11 protein-coding genes are annotated in these 17,992 nt (G+C 72.9%); 4 read left to right on the top strand and 7 right to left on the bottom strand.

Annotated elements, in window-relative coordinates; genetic code table 11:
• Nucleotides 1–99: 99 nt before the first annotated feature.
• The 3 genes from mfd to B9W62_RS22965 all read right to left on the bottom strand — a co-directional run bounded on the left by mfd (nt 100) and on the right by B9W62_RS22965 (nt 7,531).
• Nucleotides 100–3,633 (bottom strand): transcription-repair coupling factor, encoded by a 3,534-nt coding sequence (gene mfd, locus B9W62_RS22975; protein ID WP_087808936.1) that lies wholly within the window; start codon nt 3,631–3,633, stop codon nt 100–102.
• Nucleotides 3,634–4,178: 545 nt separating this feature from the next.
• Nucleotides 4,179–6,746, bottom strand: coding sequence for an ABC transporter permease (locus B9W62_RS22970; RefSeq protein WP_087808935.1), 2,568 nt, complete (start codon nt 6,744–6,746; stop codon nt 4,179–4,181).
• Nucleotides 6,743–7,531 (bottom strand): ABC transporter ATP-binding protein, encoded by a 789-nt coding sequence (locus tag B9W62_RS22965; protein ID WP_087808934.1) that lies wholly within the window; start codon nt 7,529–7,531, stop codon nt 6,743–6,745. The genes B9W62_RS22970 and B9W62_RS22965 overlap by 4 nt, the downstream gene beginning before the upstream one ends.
• Nucleotides 7,532–8,101: 570 nt before the next feature.
• Here B9W62_RS22965 and B9W62_RS22960 point away from each other — a divergent pair.
• Nucleotides 8,102–8,536, top strand: a complete 435-nt coding sequence (locus B9W62_RS22960; RefSeq protein WP_087808933.1) for a DUF485 domain-containing protein — start codon at nt 8,102–8,104, stop codon at nt 8,534–8,536.
• A 26-nt stretch (nt 8,537–8,562) separates the two neighbouring features.
• Nucleotides 8,563–10,143 carry a sodium/solute symporter gene (locus B9W62_RS22955; protein WP_087812046.1) on the top strand — a complete coding sequence of 527 codons (1,581 nt, stop codon included), beginning with the start codon at nt 8,563–8,565 and terminating at the stop codon, nt 10,141–10,143.
• Nucleotides 10,144–10,174: 31 nt separating this feature from the next.
• Here the strand turns inward: B9W62_RS22955 and B9W62_RS22950 are convergent, their stop codons facing one another.
• The 3 genes from B9W62_RS22950 to B9W62_RS22940 all read right to left on the bottom strand — a co-directional run bounded on the left by B9W62_RS22950 (nt 10,175) and on the right by B9W62_RS22940 (nt 15,059).
• Entirely contained in the window at nt 10,175–11,065 is an 891-nt protein-coding gene (locus tag B9W62_RS22950; protein ID WP_087812045.1) for a coiled-coil domain-containing protein, read from the bottom strand.
• 168 nt (nt 11,066–11,233) lie between these two features.
• Complete coding sequence (locus tag B9W62_RS22945; RefSeq protein WP_087808932.1) at nt 11,234–14,059, bottom strand: SUKH-4 family immunity protein; 2,826 nt, start codon at nt 14,057–14,059, stop codon at nt 11,234–11,236.
• Between the two features lie 7 nt (nt 14,060–14,066).
• Nucleotides 14,067–15,059 (bottom strand): SMI1/KNR4 family protein, encoded by a 993-nt coding sequence (locus B9W62_RS22940; protein WP_087808931.1) that lies wholly within the window; start codon nt 15,057–15,059, stop codon nt 14,067–14,069.
• Nucleotides 15,060–15,352: 293 nt separating this feature from the next.
• Here B9W62_RS22940 and B9W62_RS22935 point away from each other — a divergent pair, with 293 nt between their 5' ends.
• Nucleotides 15,353–15,883 (top strand): YwqJ-related putative deaminase, encoded by a 531-nt coding sequence (locus B9W62_RS22935; RefSeq protein ID WP_087808930.1) that lies wholly within the window; start codon nt 15,353–15,355, stop codon nt 15,881–15,883.
• A gap of 56 nt (nt 15,884–15,939) precedes the next feature.
• Complete coding sequence (locus B9W62_RS22930) at nt 15,940–16,437, top strand: SUKH-3 domain-containing protein (RefSeq protein WP_087808929.1); 498 nt, start codon at nt 15,940–15,942, stop codon at nt 16,435–16,437.
• A gap of 142 nt (nt 16,438–16,579) precedes the next feature.
• On the opposite strand, the gene B9W62_RS22925 is transcribed toward B9W62_RS22930, so the two are convergent.
• Nucleotides 16,580–17,896 carry a sensor histidine kinase gene (locus B9W62_RS22925; RefSeq protein WP_087808928.1) on the bottom strand — a complete coding sequence of 439 codons (1,317 nt, stop codon included), beginning with the start codon at nt 17,894–17,896 and terminating at the stop codon, nt 16,580–16,582.
• Nucleotides 17,897–17,992 lie beyond the last annotated feature (96 nt).

Genomic DNA, 17,992 nt, shown 5'->3' with positions numbered 1-17,992 from the left:
GGGTGGCCGGGCCGCGGCTGAACAGGCCACCGGGGGCGCGCCTCCGCGGCCGGGCCGCGGCTGAACGGCCCCTTCGCGGCCGGGCCGGGGCTTCGGCTGCTACGACCCCAGGATCGAGGTGAGGAACTCGCCCACCCAGCCGAGCAGTTCCCGCCCGACCAGCGGCTTGCCGCCCACCTTCGCGGTCTTGGGGCGCGGTACCAGCACCTGGTGCGTGCCCGGCTTGATGACGCTGCCGGGGTAGAGCCGCTTGAGCCTCAGCTCCTGGGACTCGCGCAACTCCACCGGCGCGAACCGGATGTTGGTGCCCTGGAGCACGATCTCGCCGACGGCGCACGCCCGCGCGAGCATGCGCAGGCCCGCGACCAGCAGCAGGTTCTCCACCGGCTCGGGCAGCTTGCCGTACCGGTCGACGAGTTCCTCGCGTACGGCCCTGATGTCCTCCTCGCTGTTGGCGGAGGCGATGGACCGGTACGCCTGGAGGCGCAGCCGCTCGCCGGGGGCGTAGTCGTGCGGGACGTGCGCGTCGACGGGCAGCTCGATCTTGACCTCCAGCGGCGGCTCCTCCTCCACACCGCCCTCCAGGGAGGCCCGGTAGTCGGCGACGGCCTCGCCGACCATGCGTACGTACAGGTCGAAGCCGACGCCGGCGATGTGGCCGGACTGCTCGCCGCCGAGCAGGTTGCCCGCGCCGCGGATCTCCAGGTCCTTCATCGCCACGTACATGCCCGCGCCCATCTCGGTGTGCTGGGCGATGGTGGCGAGCCGCTCGTGCGCGGTCTCCGTCAGGGGCTTCTCAGGCGGGTACAGGAAGTAGGCGTAACCGCGCTCGCGGCCGCGCCCGACCCGGCCGCGCAGCTGGTGGAGCTGGCTGAGGCCGAAGTTGTCGCCGCGCTCGACGATGAGGGTGTTGGCGTTGGAGATGTCGATGCCGGACTCGACGATGGTCGTGGAGACCAGCACGTCGAACTTCTTCTCCCAGAAGTCGACGACGACCTGCTCCAGGGCCTGCTCCGACATCTGGCCGTGGGCGGTGGCGATGCGCGCCTCGGGGACAATCTCGCGGAGCTTGGCCGCCGCGCGGTCGATGGACTCGACGCGGTTGTGGATGTAGAAGACCTGGCCCTCGCGCAGCAGCTCGCGGCGGATGGCGGCGCCGATCTGCTTGTGCTCGTAGGGGCCGACGAAGGTCAGCACCGGGTGCCGCTCCTCCGGCGGGGTGGTGATCGTGGACATCTCGCGGATGCCGGTGACCGCCATCTCCAGGGTGCGCGGGATGGGGGTCGCGGACATGGTGAGCACGTCGACGTTGGCGCGCAGCTTCTTGAGCTGCTCCTTGTGCTCGACGCCGAAGCGCTGCTCCTCGTCGACGATGACCAGGCCGAGGTCCTTGAACTTCGTCTCGGAGGAGAACAGGCGGTGGGTGCCGATGACGATGTCCACCGAGCCCTCGCGCAGCCCCTCCAGGGTCGCCTTCGACTCGGTGTCGCTCTGGAAGCGGGACAGCGCCTTCACGCTCACCGGGAACTGGGCGTAGCGCTCGCTGAACGTCCCGAAGTGCTGCTGCACCAGCAGGGTGGTGGGGACCAGCACGGCGACCTGCTTGCCGTCCTGAACGGCCTTGAAGGCGGCGCGGACCGCGATCTCCGTCTTGCCGTAGCCGACGTCTCCGCAGATCAGGCGGTCCATCGGGACCGTCTTCTCCATGTCGTCCTTGACCTCGGCGATGGTGGTGAGCTGGTCCGGGGTCTCCGCGTAGGGGAAGGCGTCCTCCAGCTCGCGCTGCCAGGGGGTGTCCGCGCCGAACGCGTGGCCGGGCGCCGCCATCCGCGCGCTGTAGAGCTTGATCAGGTCGGCGGCGATCTCCTTGACCGCCTTCTTGGCGCGGGCCTTGGTCTTGGTCCAGTCGGCGCCGCCGAGGCGGTGCAGGGTGGGGGCCTCGCCGCCGACGTACTTGGTGATCTGCTCCAGCTGGTCGGTGGGGATGTACAGCCGGTCGCCGGGCTGGCCGCGCTTGGCGGGGGCGTACTCCACGACCAGGTACTCGCGGGTGGCGCCCTGGACGGTGCGCTGCACCATCTCGATGTAGCGGCCGACGCCGTGCTGCTCGTGGACGATGTAGTCGCCCGTCTCCAGGGTGAGCGGGTCGATGGTCTTGCGACGCCGGGCGGGCATCCGGGCGCCCTCGCGCCCGGCGGCCTTCTGGCCGGTCAGGTCGGTCTCGGTGAGCACGGCCAGCTTGAGGGCCGGGTCGACGAAGCCGTGCTCGACGGACCCGCAGGAGACGTGCACGACGGAGGGGCTGAGCGTGTCCAGGTCGTGGTCCAGGCGGGCCGCGATGCCCTCGCCGCCGAGGACCTCGACGGTGCGGGACGCGGGGCCGTGCGCCTCGGTGACGTAGACCGCGCGCCAGCCGTCGGCGAGCCAGCCCTTGGTGTCGGCCAGCGCCCTGGCGGTGTCGCCCCGGTAGGTCTCGGGGGCGTGCATGCCGAGCTTGAGGGTGTCGGCGTCGTCCAGCGCGTCGTCGGCGGCGAACGGCGACACCGACCACCACATCATGCCCAGCTCGCGGGCCCGCTCCCGGACGTCGGCGATGGACCACAGGGAGGCCGCGTCGACGTCGATCGGCGCCTCGCCGCCGCCCGCCGTGGCCGCCCAGGAGGCCTGGAGGAACTCCTGCGACGTCGCCACCAGGTCGGCGGCCCGGGTGCGCACCCGCTCCGGGTCGCAGACCAAGGACATCGAGCCCTGGGGCAGCACGTCCAGGAGCAGCTCCATGTCGTCCACGAGGACCGGGGCCAGGGACTCCATGCCCTCCACGGCGATGCCCTCGGCGATCTTCCCGAGCAGTTCGCCCAGCTCCGGGTGTTCCTCGGCGAGGGCGGCGGCCCGCTCGCGCACGTCCTGGGTCAGCAGCAGCTCGCGGCAGGGCGGGGCCCACAGGCCGTGTTCGGCGACCTCCAGGGAACGCTGGTCGGCGACCTTGAAGTACCGGATCTCCTCGACGTCGTCGCCCCAGAACTCGACCCGGAGCGGATGCTCCTCGGTCGGCGGGAAGACGTCCAGGATGCCGCCGCGCACGGCGAACTCGCCGCGCTTCTCGACCAGCTCGACCCGCGCGTACGCCGCTGCCGCGAGCGCTTGGACGACCTCCTCGAGGTCGGCGCTCTGCCCGCTGCGCAGGGCCACCGGCTCCAGGTCGCCGAGCCCCTTGACCTGCGGCTGGAGCACGGAGCGCACGGGGGCGACGACGACGGAGACCGGGCCGGTCTCGGGGTCGTCGGGCCGGGGGTGGGCCAGGCGCCGCAGGACGGCGAGGCGGCGGCCGACGGTGTCGCTGCGGGGGCTGAGCCGCTCGTGCGGGAGGGTCTCCCAGGACGGGTACTCCACGATGCCCTCGGGCGGCAGCAGGGAGCGCAGCGCCGCCGCCAGGTCCTCCGCCTCGCGTCCCGTCGCCGTCACCGCCAGCACCGGGCGGCCCGTCTCGCGGGCCAGGGCGGCGATCGCGAAGGGGCGGGCGGCGGGGGGGCCGACCAGGTCGACGTGCATGCGGTTGCCGTCTGCGGCCGCCGAGATCGCTTCCGCGAGGGCGGTGTCCTTGACGACGGCGTCGAGCAGACCGTGCAGGCTCATTGAAGGGGCGCTTCCGTCCTGGGGTGGGACAACACGAGTAACCCGACTCCGCAAGGGCCGGGGGTGTCCAGGTTACGTCGGTCTGCGCGGCGGCGTCGGAGCTGTGGATGACGCCGGGTAGGTGGTGGGCCGGCACCCCCGTTGCCGTACCAGGGGGCTCCGCCCCCTGGACCCCCGCCCCTGCGCCCACCCCACCACCCGACTCGGTCGGCTGAAAAGCGAACGCCTGGGGTGACGGACGACTCGGGGACGGAATCCGCGACCGCCCCGGCCTCAAACGTGAGAGACGGCTGGCTCGGGGGCGCAAGCCGTGACCGCCCCCGGCCCCAGGAGTGACGAACGACTCGGGGACGGAAACCCTGACCGCCCCGACCGCAAACCTGACGGACGACCCGGGGAGGGAAGGGAGCGGAGAACGCGGCGCTCTGGCCTCGGGTGCGAAAGGGCCCGGCGCCTTCGTCCCTCTGGGACGTCGGCGCCGGGTCCTCCCCCGCAACCCCCGTGTGCGGTGGCTCTCGGGCCCCTCGGGCCTCTCGGGTCGGGTGCTACTCCGTCGCGATGGCGTTCAGGACGTTCATGCGGCCTGCCCGGAAGGCCGGGACCAGGGCGGCGAACAGGCCCACGAAGGCCGAGCCGATGAAGACCCCGATGATCGTCGGCCAGGGAATGTCCAGGACGTTCAGACCCTCCAGGGCGAGCAGCCTCTGGGCCGTGGCGCCCCAGCCCATGCCCAGGCCGAGGCCGAGCAGGGCACCGAAGAGGGCGATGACGACGGACTCCATGCGGATCATGCGGCGCAGCTGGCGGCGGGAGAGGCCGATGGCCCGCATCAGGCCGATCTCCCGAGTCCGCTCGACCACCGACAGCGCCAGGGTGTTCACCACGCCGAGGACGGCGACGATGATCGCCAGGGCGAGCAGGCCGTACACCATGTTCAGCAGCTGGCCGATCTGGTCCTTCAGCTCCTGCTTGTAGTCGGTCTGGTCGGCCACCTGGTACTGCGGGTAGGCGTCCAGCGACTTCTTCAGCGCGGCGTAGGCCTGGTCGGACTGGCCGTCCTCCGCCTTGGCGAACATGATCATGTTCGGCGGGACATTCTCGGCCGGCAGGTACTTCCGCATCGTCTCGATGCTGATGTACCGGGCGCCCTGGTCGATGGCCACGTCGTCGCTGGTGATCGCGGCGACCTTCAGCTTCGCGGTCTCGCCGCCCTTGAAGGCGACGGAGAGGGTGTCGCCGACGTGCACACCGTGCTTGGCGGCGTAGTCCGAACCGACCGACATCGCGTCGGTGCCGTAGGCGGCGGAGAGCTTGCCCTCCGTCGTCGCGCGGCGCACGTCCTCGGCGTAGGTCGGGTCGGCGGCCGTGATGCCGTCGTCGTCCGTCTTGCCGTCGGGCGAGGTCAGCGTGGCGTCGAGCACCTTGTAGCGGGTGACGTGCTCCAGGCCGGGCGTGTCGGTCATGGCCTTCTCGGCCTGCGGCACGATCCGCTGGTTGCCCTGGACGATGAAGTCGGCGCCGACCGTCTTGTCCAGCTCGCTGGTGGCCGAGGCGACCATGGAGGAGCCGACGACGGACAGGCAGGCGACCAGCGCGAGGCCGATCATCAGGGCGGCGCCGGTGGCTCCGGTGCGGCGCGGGTTGCGCAGGGCGTTGCGCTCGGCCAGGCGGCCCACGGGGCCGAAGGCCCGCAGCAGCACCGCGCTGATCACCCGCACCACGAAGCCGGCCAGCAGCGGACCGATGACGACGAAGCCGATGAGGGAGAGCACGATGCCCGCGCCGAGCATCATCGAACCGTCGGTCGCCTTGTCGGCGGAGGCGGCCGTGAGCAGGGCGGCGACGCCGGCGCCGGTGAGCACCAGGCCGATCAGGCCGCGTATCCAGCCGGCCTTGGCGTCGGCCGGCGTACCGGCGTCGCGCAGGGCGGCCATCGGGGAGATCTTGCCGGCCCGGCGGGCGGGCAGGTAGGCGGCCAGGACGGTGACCACGACGCCGAGGATGAGGCCGGTCACCGGGGTCGCCGTCTTGATGGTCAGGTCGTCGGTGGACAGGTTCATGCCCGCCGCAGACATCAGCTTCATCAGGCCGATGGCGATGCCGACACCGGCCGCGACGCCGAGGACCGAGCCGACGACGCCGAGGAGGAGCGCTTCGACCAGCACCGAGCGGTTGACCTGCCGGCGGGAGGAGCCGATGGCCCGCATCAGGCCGATCTCGCGGGTGCGCTGGGCGACCAGCATGGAGAAGGTGTTGATGATCAGGAAGATGCCGACCAGGAACGCGATCCCGGCGAAGCCGAGCATGGCGTACTTGATGACGTTCATGAACTCGCCGACATCCTCGCGGCCCTCGTCGGACGCCTCCTTGGCCGTCTGGATCTTGAACGTGCCGTCGCCCAGCGCCTGGGAGACGTTCCCCTTGAGCTGCGCGTCGGTGACACCGGACGCGGCGGTGACGTTGAACTGGCTGAACCGGTCCGCGCCGCCGAGCAGTTCACGCTGGGCGGTGGGGGTGTCGAAGTAGACGACCGCGGCACCGGGGTTGGTCACGGTGAAGGAGGCGATACCGACGATCTTCGCCTTGAAGTCGCCGGTCTGCGCGATGGTGCGCAGCTCGTCGCCGATCTTCAGGTCGTGCTTGTCGGCGGTGTCGGAGTCGACCATCGCCTCGGTCGGGCCGCGCGGGGCGTGGCCCGAGGTGATCTCCATGGACCGCAGGTCGTTCTTGGTCCAGTTCCCGGCGATGGTCGGGGCGCCGCTGGTGGCCCCCACGTTGTCGTTGTCGGCGTTGACGACGGTCACGTTCATCGAGGCGACCGAGCCCTCGACGGACTCCACGCCGTCGACCGAGCGGATCTTCTCCAGTGTGGACGCCGGCAGCGACTCGGGCACCCCGCTCTGCGGGGTGTCCTCGGCCTTGGCGTCCTTCGGGGACACCGTCACGTCGGACGAGGTGGTGGCGAAGAGCTTGTCGAAGGTGGTGTTCATCGTGTCGGTGAACACCAGGGTGCCGCACACGAACGCCACCGACAGCAGCACCGCCACCGCCGAGAGCGCCATGCGGCCCTTGTGCGCGAAGAAGTTGCGCATCGAGGTCTTCACGACGGTCATGACGTGCGCCCCCGCGCGTCGAAGTCCTTCATGCGGTCGAGGACGGCTTCGGCGGTGGGCTGGTACATCTCGTCCACGATCCGGCCGTCGGCGAGGTACAGCACCCGGTCCGCGTAGCTGGCAGCCACCGGGTCGTGGGTGACCATCACGATGGTCTGGCCCAGTTCGGTGACCGAACGGCGCAGGAAGCCGAGCACTTCGGCACCCGCGCGCGAGTCCAGGTTCCCGGTCGGCTCGTCACCGAAGATGATCTCGGGGCGGGCGGCCAGGGCCCGCGCCACCGCGACCCGCTGCTGCTGGCCGCCGGAGAGCTGGGTGGGCCGGTGCTTGAGCCGCCCGGCGAGCCCCACGGTCTCCACGACGCGGTCCAGCCACGCGCGGTCGTACTTGCGGCCGGCGATGTCCATGGGCAGCGTGATGTTCTCGATCGCGTTGAGCGTCGGGAGCAGGTTGAACGCCTGGAAGATGAAGCCGATCCGGTCCCGGCGCAGCTGCGTGAGCTTCTTGTCCTTCAGGCCGGTGATCTCGGTCTCGTCCAGGTAGATGCTGCCGCTGGTCACCGTGTCGAGGCCGGCCAGGCAGTGCATCAGTGTGGACTTGCCGGACCCCGAGGGGCCCATGATCGCGGTGAACTGGCCGCGCGCGATGTCCACGTCCACGTGGTCGAGGGCGACCACCCGGGTCTCGCCCGATCCGTAGGCCTTCACGACCTGCCGCGCTCGCGCGGCAACGGCCGTACGCCCTCCAGTGCTCCCGTGCGTGGGAATACTTACGGCCGATGTCATGTCAAGTCTCCTATGTCGGTCATCGAGTGAGCCGCCGGTGCCCCGACCGTCGTGGTGTGGGTGCTGTCCTGCGGGTGCTGCCCTGCGGGTGCCGCGCTGCTGTCTCGAAGAGTCTGGCCGGAACCGGGGGTCGACCGCGCTGGTGTTCAGCGCAGTCTTCTACTGAGGAAAACCCCACCCCCGTGGCTCCGGTTCACCGCCCCCCAGCGGTGTAAAGCCAGACTAAGGACGCCACCCGGCCCGTCTCGTCCTCCGTCGGTACGAACCCTCCCCGACCCCTAGTACGGAGGTACCCCTAGGGGCAGTCCACCCTTCGGTGGAGCGGACCTCAGGGTCGGCCTCCACCCTCAGACGCATCGAGCGTCCGCCCTCACGCGGCGTCAGGAGCAAGCGACCACCCCAGCCACTTGGGCACGCGGGCACCCAGCCCCTTGGGCACGCGCACATACCGACCGACCAGTTCGGCCAAAACGCAGCGTGCCGCCTAACCCGCGAGTAACGTGCGTGGCTCCCCACCCCCCACCTCCTGCGGTCCGCCGCTCGGACCCAAGCCGCGCAAGGAGAACCGGGATGACCTACGACCCGTCCCCGTCGCACCGGCACCACCCACCACCACCGCCACCACCCTCGTACCCCCCGAGGTCCCACACCCACCGCGCGCCCCACCGCGCGCCCCACCGCGCGCCCCGCCGGGACCCGCTGGGGCACCACAGCGACCTGCGGATCCTGCGCGGCGCCTACCGCTGGCAGCGGCGCACCGCGACGCTCACCGCGCTCGGCTACTTCACGCTGTTCCTGGTCCTGTCCGCGTACGCGCCCGGGCTGATGACCGGCACCGCCGTCGCCGGACTGCCCACCGGGCTGCTGCTCGCGCTGGCCCAACTCCCCGTCACCTGGCTGGCGATCGCGCTGTACGAGTACACCGCCCGGCGCCGCGTCGATCCGCTCGCGGACCGCATCCGCCAGGAGGCCGCACTGGACGCCCGGCGGGAGGCGGGACGGTGACGGAGTTCAGCGGCAACGCCCAGACGATGTCCCTGGTCGGCTTCACCGCCGTCGCCACCGTCACGCTGCTGCTGTGCGTGATGACCGGCCCCGACCGGGACGACCTCGACGAGTTCTACACCGGGTACGGCTCCCTGTCCCCGATGCGCAACGGCCTCGCGATCGCCGGCGACTACATCTCGGCGGCCTCCGTGCTCGGCACGGGCGGTGTCATCGCCCTCTTCGGCCACGACGGCGTCGTGCTGGCGCTCAGCACCGCGCTGTCCCTGATGCTGCTGATGTTCCTGCTGGCCGAACCGCTGCGCAACGCGGGCCGGTTCACGATGGGCGACGCGCTCGCCCGCCGGATGCCGGGGCGCGCCGTCCGCGTGACGGCCTGCGCCGTGACCCTCGCGGCGCTGCTGCCGCTGATGCTGGTGCAGCTCGCGGGCACCGGCCAGCTGCTCGCGTTCGTCCTCGGCTTCTCCGGCGCGGCGCTGGAGACCGGCTGCATCATCGGCCTGGGCGTGCTGATGATCGGTTACGCGGCGATCGGCGGCATGAAGGGCACCGCCCTCATCCAGATCCTCAAGATCGTGATGCTGCTCGGCTCGGGCCTGGTGGTCGCCGCACTGATCCTGCACCGCTTCGACTGGGACCCGGGCGCGCTGTTCGACGCGGCGGCGGACAACAGCGGCGCGGGAGCGGCGTTCCTGAACTCCGGGCTCCAGTTCGCGGGCGGACCCCACCCGGACGCGGACATGATCTCCTCGCAGCTCACCGTCGTCCTCGGCGGCGCCTGCCTCCCGCACGTCACCATGCGCATGTACACCGCCTCCTCCGCCCGCCAGGTACGCCGCTCGATGTCCTGGGCGGTCTCCTCAGTGGCGCTGTTCGTGCTGGTCGTCACGGTGATCGGCTTCGGTGCGACGGCGCTGGTGGGGCGGTCGGTCATCGCCGGGATCGACCCGCAGGGCAACACCGCCTACCTGCTGGGGTCGCAGGCCGCCTTCGGCGCGCGGGTCTCCACCGCGGAAACGTTCCTCTTCACCACCGTCACCACGGCCGTCTTCCTCACCCTGCTCGCCTCCGTCGGCGGCATGATCCTCGCCTGCGCCAACTCCCTGGCCCACGACGTCTTCGCCACCCGCGTGCAGGAGATGTCACCGCGCCGCGAGATGACCCTGGCCCGCGTCTCCGCCCTGGCCGTCGGCGTCCCCGCGATCGCCCTGGCCACCCTCGTCCAGCACCGCAGCCTCCAGCCGCTGGTGACCCTGTCCTTCTGCCTGGGCGCCTCGGCCATCGCCCCCGCCCTGGTCTACGGCCTCTTCTGGCGCCGCTACACCCGCGCCGGACTGCTCTGCACCCTGATCGGGGGTTCGCTGGCCGTACTGCTGCTGATGCCGGGCACCAACCTCGTCTCCGGCTCCCCGGTCTCCGCCTTCCCCGAGGCCGACTTCAACTGGTTCCCGTTCACCACGACCGGCCTGGTCTCCATCCCGCTGGGCTTCGCCTGCGGCTGGCTCGGCACGATGCTCTCCGGCCGGCGCAAGGCGCAGGAGCAGCGCCGGCACTACGAGGCGGTGGAGGGCTGGATCCTGGCGGGGGCGGTCCGCAGAGGAGACTGACGGCGAGCCCCCGGCGCAAGGGTCCCCGGTGTCACTCCACCGCACGCCCCGTCAGCGAATGGAGGTTGCTGCGCACCGAGGCCATGTGGGCCTGGAGTTCGTCCCACCGCTCCCCGTGCTCGCGCAGCACCCGTTCCGTGTCGCGGGCGATCCGCTCCTGACGCACCCGGGCCTCGGCGACCACCTCGGCCGCCCGGGCCCGGGCCTCCTCCTGCCGCCGCCCGGCCGCCTCTCCGGCGTCCGCCAGCTCCTGTTCCGCGGCGCGCACCTCCTGCTCGGCACGGGCCACCGACTCCTCGTGACGGGCGTCCAGGGTCCGCGCCCGCTCCTCCTCGGCCCGCTCGGCGGCGGCCGCCCGCTCGGCCAGCTCCCGGCTCTGCTCGGCGAGCATTCCGGCGGTGCGCCTGCGCATCTCGCGCAGCGCGGAGAGTGCCTCGGCCCGCGCCGCCCGCACCTCGCGCCGCGCCCCGATCCGCGCCTCGTCGGCCTCCGCGCGCGCCGCGAGCAGCCGCTGCCGGGCCCGTTCGTCCGCCTCCGCGCGTACGGCGTCGGCATGCGCCTGCGCCGCGTCCCGCACTGCGGCCGCGTACGCCCTCGCGTCCTCCATCAAGCCGTCCGCCGCACTCCGCGCCCCCTCCCGCACCGCCTCGGCCTCCTCCTCGCCGAGCCGGAACAACTTCCGCGCGCGCTCCCCCAACGCCTGGTAGTCCTGCGCGGTGAGCTGTGCGACCACGTCCCGCAGGTCCTCCAGGTCCTCCTCCATCTCCCGGGCCAGCACGGTGAGCCGGGCGGCCCGCTCCCAGGCCGCGTCGCGGTCCTCGGACAGGGCCGCGACACGCTCCTCCACCTGCTCGGGACGGTAGCCGCGCTCGCGCCCGCGTACGGTCACGAAGCCGTGGGGAGACGCCGAGGCGCTGCTCATGCTCATCACACCCCTGTGGTGAACCTGCCGCACTAAATGGACTTAACCGACTTTATGGATCGGAAGTAAGCCCTCATAATGCGACACACCGCACACGAAGGGCGGGGACCGGCCGTCCCGCAGGTCGACCGGGCCCCGCCCGTCGGGTACGTCAGCGGCGCCGGCGCCTCACAGCAGCCCGTCCCACATCTGCTCCAGCAGCACCGACCACCAGCTCTCCGGCGACCCGAGCGCCGCCGGGTCCAGCGCGGCCAACTGCGCCTGGAAGTCCACCGTCCAGCGGCCCGCCTGCTCCTGGTTCAGACCGAACCTGAGCCGCCACATCCGGCCCAGCAGCGCCAGGCAGCGGGCGAACTCCGGCAGCCCCGAGTTCACGAACTGCGGCGGCACGGGCGCACCGCCCGGACCCGCCTCCACCGGAACCGCCACGATGGCCGCCGTCCCGTACTGCACACAGATCGCCCGGCCGAAGTCGCTGCCCACGACGAGGTACGACCCCGCGTCCGAGGCCGGCTGCACCCCGCGCTCGGCCGCCAGCTCCGCCAGCGTCGGCACCGGGCGCCCCGGCTGGGCCTGCGCCCAGAAGAACGGGCCCATGTCCATCGGCAGCCCCGCGGCCACCAGCGTGTGCGCCACGACCGGCGGCACCCCCTGCCGGGACACCGCCGCCTGCTCGAACCGGAAGACACCCGGACCGAACGCGCCGGCCAGCTCCTGCCCGACGGCCTCCGGCGGAACCGGCGGCGCCGGCTGCACCTGCGGCAGCGGAGCACGCACCGGCGCGGGCCGCGCGGGCCCGTCGGCCACCTGGTGCAGCTCGCCCTGGTGCGCCAGCAGTTGCCGCATGCCCTGCTGCCGGCTCGCGTGGTCCAGGCCGTACGGCGCGATCGAGGTGATCCGCGCCTGCGGCCACTGCTCCCGGATCATCCGCGCGCAGTACGCGCCCGGCAGCTCGCAGGACTCCAGCTCGGTGTGCAGCTCCAGCACCTGGTCCGGCGGCACGTTCATGGCACGCAGCTCGTGGAAGATCTGCCACTCCGGGTGCGGCGTCCCCGGCGCGGAACGCCGGATCAGCTGCTGCTCGGACCCGTCCTGGGCCCGGTAGCGCAGTACGGCCTGGTAGCCGGGGCCGACGGTCGGCAGACCGGCGGGCTGCGGCGGATAGCCGTACGCCGGCGGCGGACCGGGCACGGGCTGCCCGGGCGGCGGCGGTACGGCACCGGGCGGCGGCGGAGGCGCGCCGATGCCGCCGGGACCGCCCAGGGAGGGCGCGGCCAGCACGGTCTGCGCGTGGTGCACGGCACCGCCCGCACCGCCCGCGGACCCCTGCGGCCCCGGCGCACCGGGCGCGGCCGGAGGGGGCGGCGGCGTACCCGGCCCGGACGGCGCACCGGGCGCGCCGGGAGCCCCAGGAGCCCCCGGAGCCGCGGGCGCACCGGGAGGCCCGGGCGGACCGGGCGGGTTCGGCGGGCCGGGCGGACCGGGAGGCTGCGGGGCACCGCCGCCCGTCCGGCCCGGGTCGGCCAGCATCGTGGCGGCGTGGTGCATCCCGCCCGGCGGCGTCCCACCCGGCACACCGGGCGCGCCAGGCGCACCAGGCGCACTCGGCGGAGGCGGCGTACCCGGCGCGCCCGCACCGCCCGGAGGCGGCGGGGTGCCCGGAGCACTGGGCGGCGGCGGGGTCCCCGGACCACCGGGACCTCCCGGGCCCTCGGGACCCTCCGGGCCGAGGGACGACACCAGCTGCGTCGGCACGTAGCCACCGGCCGGGGCACCCGGCGCGGGAGTCCCCGGCGGCGGGGGCGTGCTCCCCGGACGCGCACCCGGCACACCCGGCGCGCTCGGCGGAGGCGGCGTGGACGCACCACCGCCACGGCGGGGCGGAGGCGTCGCCTTGCTGGTCGCGGCGTCGGCGATGTCCCCGGCGTTCGACGCGAGCGGCCCGGACGGCGCGGCGAACGCCCCCGAACCGGCGGACGGCCCGGCCACGGGCGGTACCGGAGCCGCGGGCGGGGCAGCGGGCGGTACCGGGGCCGAGGGCGGCGGCGTCCCCGCGCCCGCACCCGCGGGCGCACCCGGCATACCGGGCACACCAGGCGCACCGGACGCGTTCGGGTCGCCGATCGCCGGCGAGAGCGCCGTCGGCGGAAGCCGGCTGCCGCCCGACATCAGCGCCGTCTTGGCGTCCGGCGTCGTGGACGGCGGCGGCGTGTCGTCGTCGGTACCGCTCAGCGGCGGCGCGAACACGGTCTGGGGCAGCGGCACGGAACGGTCCTCACCGGCGTCCGCGTTGGTGTCCGTCCCCGCCCAGGGCGTCGCCCCGGCAGGCGCACCCGGCGCGCTCGGGACACCCGGCGCACTCGGCGCACCGGACGCACCGGACGCACCCGCGCCCGCACCGGAGCCACCGGCGCCCGTCCCGGAGCCATCGGCGCCCGCGGCCGGCCACGCGGCGCCGCTCCCGGCCCCGGACGAGCCACCCGCCGACGCGGCCGGGGACGCGGACGCCGGCGCCGCGGGCGCCGACGGCACCCCGGCCTGCGTCCCGGGCAGCGCGGTCCCCGCACCCCCGGCACCTCCGGTGTCACCGCCCCCCTCGTCGCCCCGCCGGCGATCCGGAATGCCGATCCGGTCCGCCGCCTCCTGCAACCACTCCGGCGGACTCAACAAGAACGACGTCTGGTTCAGGTCCACCCGCGCCGCGGGCGCCGGAGCCGCCGCCTCCGCCTCGTCGGGACGGCCGTACTCCTCCTCGTACCGGCGGATCACCTCGCCCACCGGGAGCGAGGGCCACAGCGTCGCCTCGCCACTGTCCCGGGCGATCACCAGCCGCTGCGCACCCCCGTCCGAACGCGGCCCGTCCACCCGGTCCTCGGCCCACACCACGAATCCGAGGTCGAACTCCCGCACCCGCACCTCCCGGTGCTGGTACGCCGGCAACTCGCCGTTGACCCACTCCTCCGCGCGCTCCTGCGCCTGCGCGAACGTCACCATCGCCAGCTCACTCCCCTACCGACGCCGACACGGGCACCGCACGCGCGAAACCGCCGTCCACCATCAGATTCGCCACCGTCTCCAGCTCCGGCGGAGAACCCGCCAAGCGCGACAGGAACGCGTCGAAATCCGCACCGCAGGGCAGCAGCAGCCGCTCCACCCGATCCGCCGGCGGCCACGACGGATCCACGTCCCGCACGTCGTCGTAGGCGCAGAACCACACCGAACCGATCCGCTCGCCCTTCACCTTCACCGCGAGCAGACCGCCCTGGACGAACGCGACGCCCAGATAGTCCTTCGTCAGGTGGTCCCGCAGACACTTGTTCACATAGACCAGGTCGTTGACCGCCGCCTCCTCACGCACCGTGAAGAACGGCTGGTCCACCAGCAGCCCCAGCTCCGCGTCGAGCGCCGTACCCACCGGCGCACACCCGCCCGCCGCCTTCAGGAACGACCGGTACGCACCCGGCAGCCGGTACCCGAGGTCCTCCTCGACCCCCTGCACCTGCTGCTCCGTGACCGCCACACCCGACTTCGGCAGACCGAAGTGCGCCGGACGCGTCTCCTGCAACGGCCGCGTACCGCGCTTGCCCTGGTCCACCACCGCCGTCGAGATCCCACCGTGGTGCCGCAGCAGCGCCTTCACCTCGACCGGCACCAGCTCCATCCGCCGCGAACCCGCCACGTGGTGCCACGTCCAGCCGTGCGGCGTCGCCACCGCCGGCACGGTGTCCCACAGCTCGTGCCCCGACGCCGACAGAGCCGCGTTCGCCGACACGTAGTCCGTCAGCCGCAACTCGTCGACCCCGAACCCCTCCGGCGGATCCGCGATCTCCGCGATCGCACGCGCGTACGGCGAGAAGTCGGGGTAACCACCCGCGTCCACCCGTACCCCTCTCGGGTGACGTGCCGCCCGCACCGGATCCGGGAAATGCACGACCTGCCCGGCATAGGCCGCGTTCGGCGGCGCGGCTGCTTGCCCGAGCCGACCTGTCGTCATGGCGGTTGCCCCCTGCGGCGTCTGTCTGCTGCCAGATCCGTCTGATCTGCCTGCACTGTCTGGATGCACCGCGTGCGAGCGCGGTGCCGACAGCCTATGCGGTACGGCAAGAGGGGTCACCGGCACCGGACCCCGCACCCGGCACCCGAGACCCCCACTTCCGTGACCAGCCGTCACCCTCCCGTGACCCACCGCCCATACCCGGGCGTGTCGCCCCGCCCCAGCTTCCGCAGCAGCCACCCGATTTGGCACTCTGTGACCTTCGGGGGGATGCTCAGGAGGGGAAGACGATCATGAGTGCGACACAGACGGGACCCGACACCGGGCGGTCCGGCGACCCCCGCCGCGGCGACCCCCGCATCGGCTGGAGCAGCACCGACGCCCAGCAGACCCCCATCCTCCGGCACCGCCGCGACGGCATACTCCCGACCGTCGCCGCCGCCCTCTCCGTACGCGGCACCACCCTCACCGGCACCGCCACACGCGCCGACACTCCCCCCGCCCTGCACCACCTCGTACAGGACTTCCTCGACACCCTCACCAGCGGCCAACGAGACCGCTACACCGGCCGCTGCGCCGAGACGATCCTCATCTCACGCCATCTGGCCACCGCCGACGCCGCCCGCAGCAAACGCGCCGCACGCAAACCCATGACCAACGGCGAAGCCCGCAAAGCGCTCAAACACGCCAAACTCACCACCCGCCGCATCCGCGAGGACGGCGACCCCCTCCACGGCGCCTTCGCCGCCCCGTGCCGCGCCTGCACCGCCCTCAGCGCCCACTTCGGCGTCCGCGTCGTCGACCCCGCGACGGAGAAGGACTGACCGAGCAGCTCGAACAGATCGAGCCGAACCAGCCGACCGACACGAACCAAGGGCCGATGCAAGCCGACCGCACCTCCACCACCCGCTTCCCCGTCCCCGTCGACGCCGCACTGCGCGACGCCGGCTGGCAACCCGGACGCTGGGACATCAAGCAGGCCGAGATCTGGGCCGACACCCTGCGCGACCACACCTCACCCGCAGGCCACCGCCACACCGTCTTCCCCGCCGCCGTCGAGGCCTGGGCCGAATTCGGCGGCCTCCACATCGCACCCACCGGACCCGGCCGCCAGCTCGCCCCCGCCACCCTCCACCTCGACCCGCTGCACGGCCTCCACATGGCCCGCACCCTCGGCGACCTCGGCCGCGCCCTCGACACCCACACCTGCCCGCTCGGCACCGAAACCGACAGCCAGGCCCTCATCGCCATCGACGCCGAAGGCCGCGTCTACGCCCTCGACCACACCGGCGACTGGTACCTCGGCCCCACCATCGACACCGCCCTCGCCACCCTTGTCGCCGGCACCCAGCCGGCCCGGCTCACCGTCACCGGCTGACGCGACGGGCACAACAGCGGCACGGCGCGACCACGGCAGCACGACGGCACGACGGCACGGCAGCACGACGGCAAGCGGAACGACGGCACAGCAGGACGGCGACCCCGCGGCACGGCGCGACCACGGCGGCCCAGCCGCACGGCTACGACGCCGGAATCACCGCCGACACCCGAAAACCCCCCGCGTCGGTCGGCCCCGACACGAACACCCCGCCCAGCGCGGCCACCCGCTCCTTCATCCCCACCAGCCCATTGCCCCCCGACGGCAACCGCGCCGACGACGCCGCCGAAGCCTCCGGCGGCGGATCGTTCTCCACCTGCATCGCGATCTCCGACACCCGGTGCGCCAGCCGCACATACGTCTTCGCGCCCGCCGCGTGCTTGTGCACGTTCGTCAACGCCTCCTGCACCACCCGGAACGCCGTCGACTCCACCTCCGCCGCATACAACCGCACCTCCCCCTCCACCGACAGATCCACGGCCATCCCGGCCGCCTCCGACTGCCCGATCAACTCGTCCAGCTCCGACAGGCACGGCCCGTCCGACGACTCCCCGTCCTCCGCCGCCCGCGAAGCCGCCGCCGCGGCAGCCACCCCGACCGCCGCCAACGGCACCGACGCCCGCTCCGCCCGCGCACCGTCCCCACCACTGCGCAGCACCCCGAGCATCTCCCGCAACTCCGTCAGCGCCTGCCGCCCCATGTCCCCCACCAGAGCCGCGTTCTTCACCGCCTTCTCCGGATCCTTCCGCGCCACCGCCTGCAACGCCGCCGCATGCACCACCATCAGACTCACCCGATGCGCCACCACGTCGTGCATCTCCCGCGCGATCCGGGTCCGCTCCTCACCGCGCGCCCACTCCGCACGCTCCTCCGCCCGCTCCGCGAGCAGCTGCAACTCACGCTCCAGGCTGTCCGCCCGCTCCCGCAGACTCTCCATCAGCCGACGCCGCTGCCCCACGTACAGGCCCAGCAGCAACGGCGGCGCGGTCATCCCCAAGGACGTCGCGATCGACGCGAACGGCAGGAACCAGTCCCCCAGCTCCAGACCGTCCCGCGCCATGTCCTGCCCCAGCCGCACGAACGTCACGACCAGCGTCCCCAGGAACGTCATCCCGGCCAGGGCCCCGATGATCCGCCGCGGCAACTCCGACGCCGCCAGCGTGTACAGACCGACGACCCCCATCAGGAAACCCATCTCGGCCGGCGTGACGGCGAGCGCCACCAGCACCACGGCGATCGGCCACTTCCGCCGCACCACCAGCACCGAGCCGGCCAGCAGCCCGAACACCACCCCCATCGCCAACGGAATCCCGGCGTCCCGCGCGAACGGAACCCCCTCCGCCCCGCACTCCAGCGCGGACACGACTCCGAGGCTCACATCGAGCACCGCGCCGCGCCGCCTGTCCCACCACCAAGGCCCACCCCGGGCCGGTACGTGGTCTTCCCCCGTCGTGGTCATGGCTCCAGCCTACGGGCGCCGACCGCCCCTTTTCCGGTGACTTTCGACAAACGATACGACGCGATATCCCTCGAACTGGTGAAGGGGGAACCGCCC

The organism is Streptomyces sp. CS113 (assembly GCF_002188365.1).
Lineage (GTDB): Bacteria > Actinomycetota > Actinomycetes > Streptomycetales > Streptomycetaceae > Streptomyces > Streptomyces tendae.
Note: the sequence above shows the minus strand (reverse complement) of the source record. Positions and strands in the feature narration are given on the sequence as shown.

What these genes read in the sequence shown, in the direction of transcription:
- mfd (WP_087808936.1), bottom strand. Translation starts at nt 3,633, where the DNA reads ATGAGCCTGCACGGTCTGCTCGACGCCGTCGTCAAGGACACCGCCCTC.
- B9W62_RS22970 (WP_087808935.1), bottom strand. Translation starts at nt 6,746, where the DNA reads ATGACCGTCGTGAAGACCTCGATGCGCAACTTCTTCGCGCACAAGGGC.
- B9W62_RS22965 (WP_087808934.1), bottom strand. Translation starts at nt 7,531, where the DNA reads ATGACATCGGCCGTAAGTATTCCCACGCACGGGAGCACTGGAGGGCGT.
- B9W62_RS22960 (WP_087808933.1), top strand. Translation starts at nt 8,102, where the DNA reads ATGACCTACGACCCGTCCCCGTCGCACCGGCACCACCCACCACCACCG.
- B9W62_RS22955 (WP_087812046.1), top strand. Translation starts at nt 8,563, where the DNA reads ATGTCCCTGGTCGGCTTCACCGCCGTCGCCACCGTCACGCTGCTGCTG.
- B9W62_RS22950 (WP_087812045.1), bottom strand. Translation starts at nt 11,065, where the DNA reads ATGAGCAGCGCCTCGGCGTCTCCCCACGGCTTCGTGACCGTACGCGGG.
- B9W62_RS22945 (WP_087808932.1), bottom strand. Translation starts at nt 14,059, where the DNA reads ATGGTGACGTTCGCGCAGGCGCAGGAGCGCGCGGAGGAGTGGGTCAAC.
- B9W62_RS22940 (WP_087808931.1), bottom strand. Translation starts at nt 15,059, where the DNA reads ATGACGACAGGTCGGCTCGGGCAAGCAGCCGCGCCGCCGAACGCGGCC.
- B9W62_RS22935 (WP_087808930.1), top strand. Translation starts at nt 15,353, where the DNA reads ATGAGTGCGACACAGACGGGACCCGACACCGGGCGGTCCGGCGACCCC.
- B9W62_RS22930 (WP_087808929.1), top strand. Translation starts at nt 15,940, where the DNA reads ATGCAAGCCGACCGCACCTCCACCACCCGCTTCCCCGTCCCCGTCGAC.
- B9W62_RS22925 (WP_087808928.1), bottom strand. Translation starts at nt 17,896, where the DNA reads ATGACCACGACGGGGGAAGACCACGTACCGGCCCGGGGTGGGCCTTGG.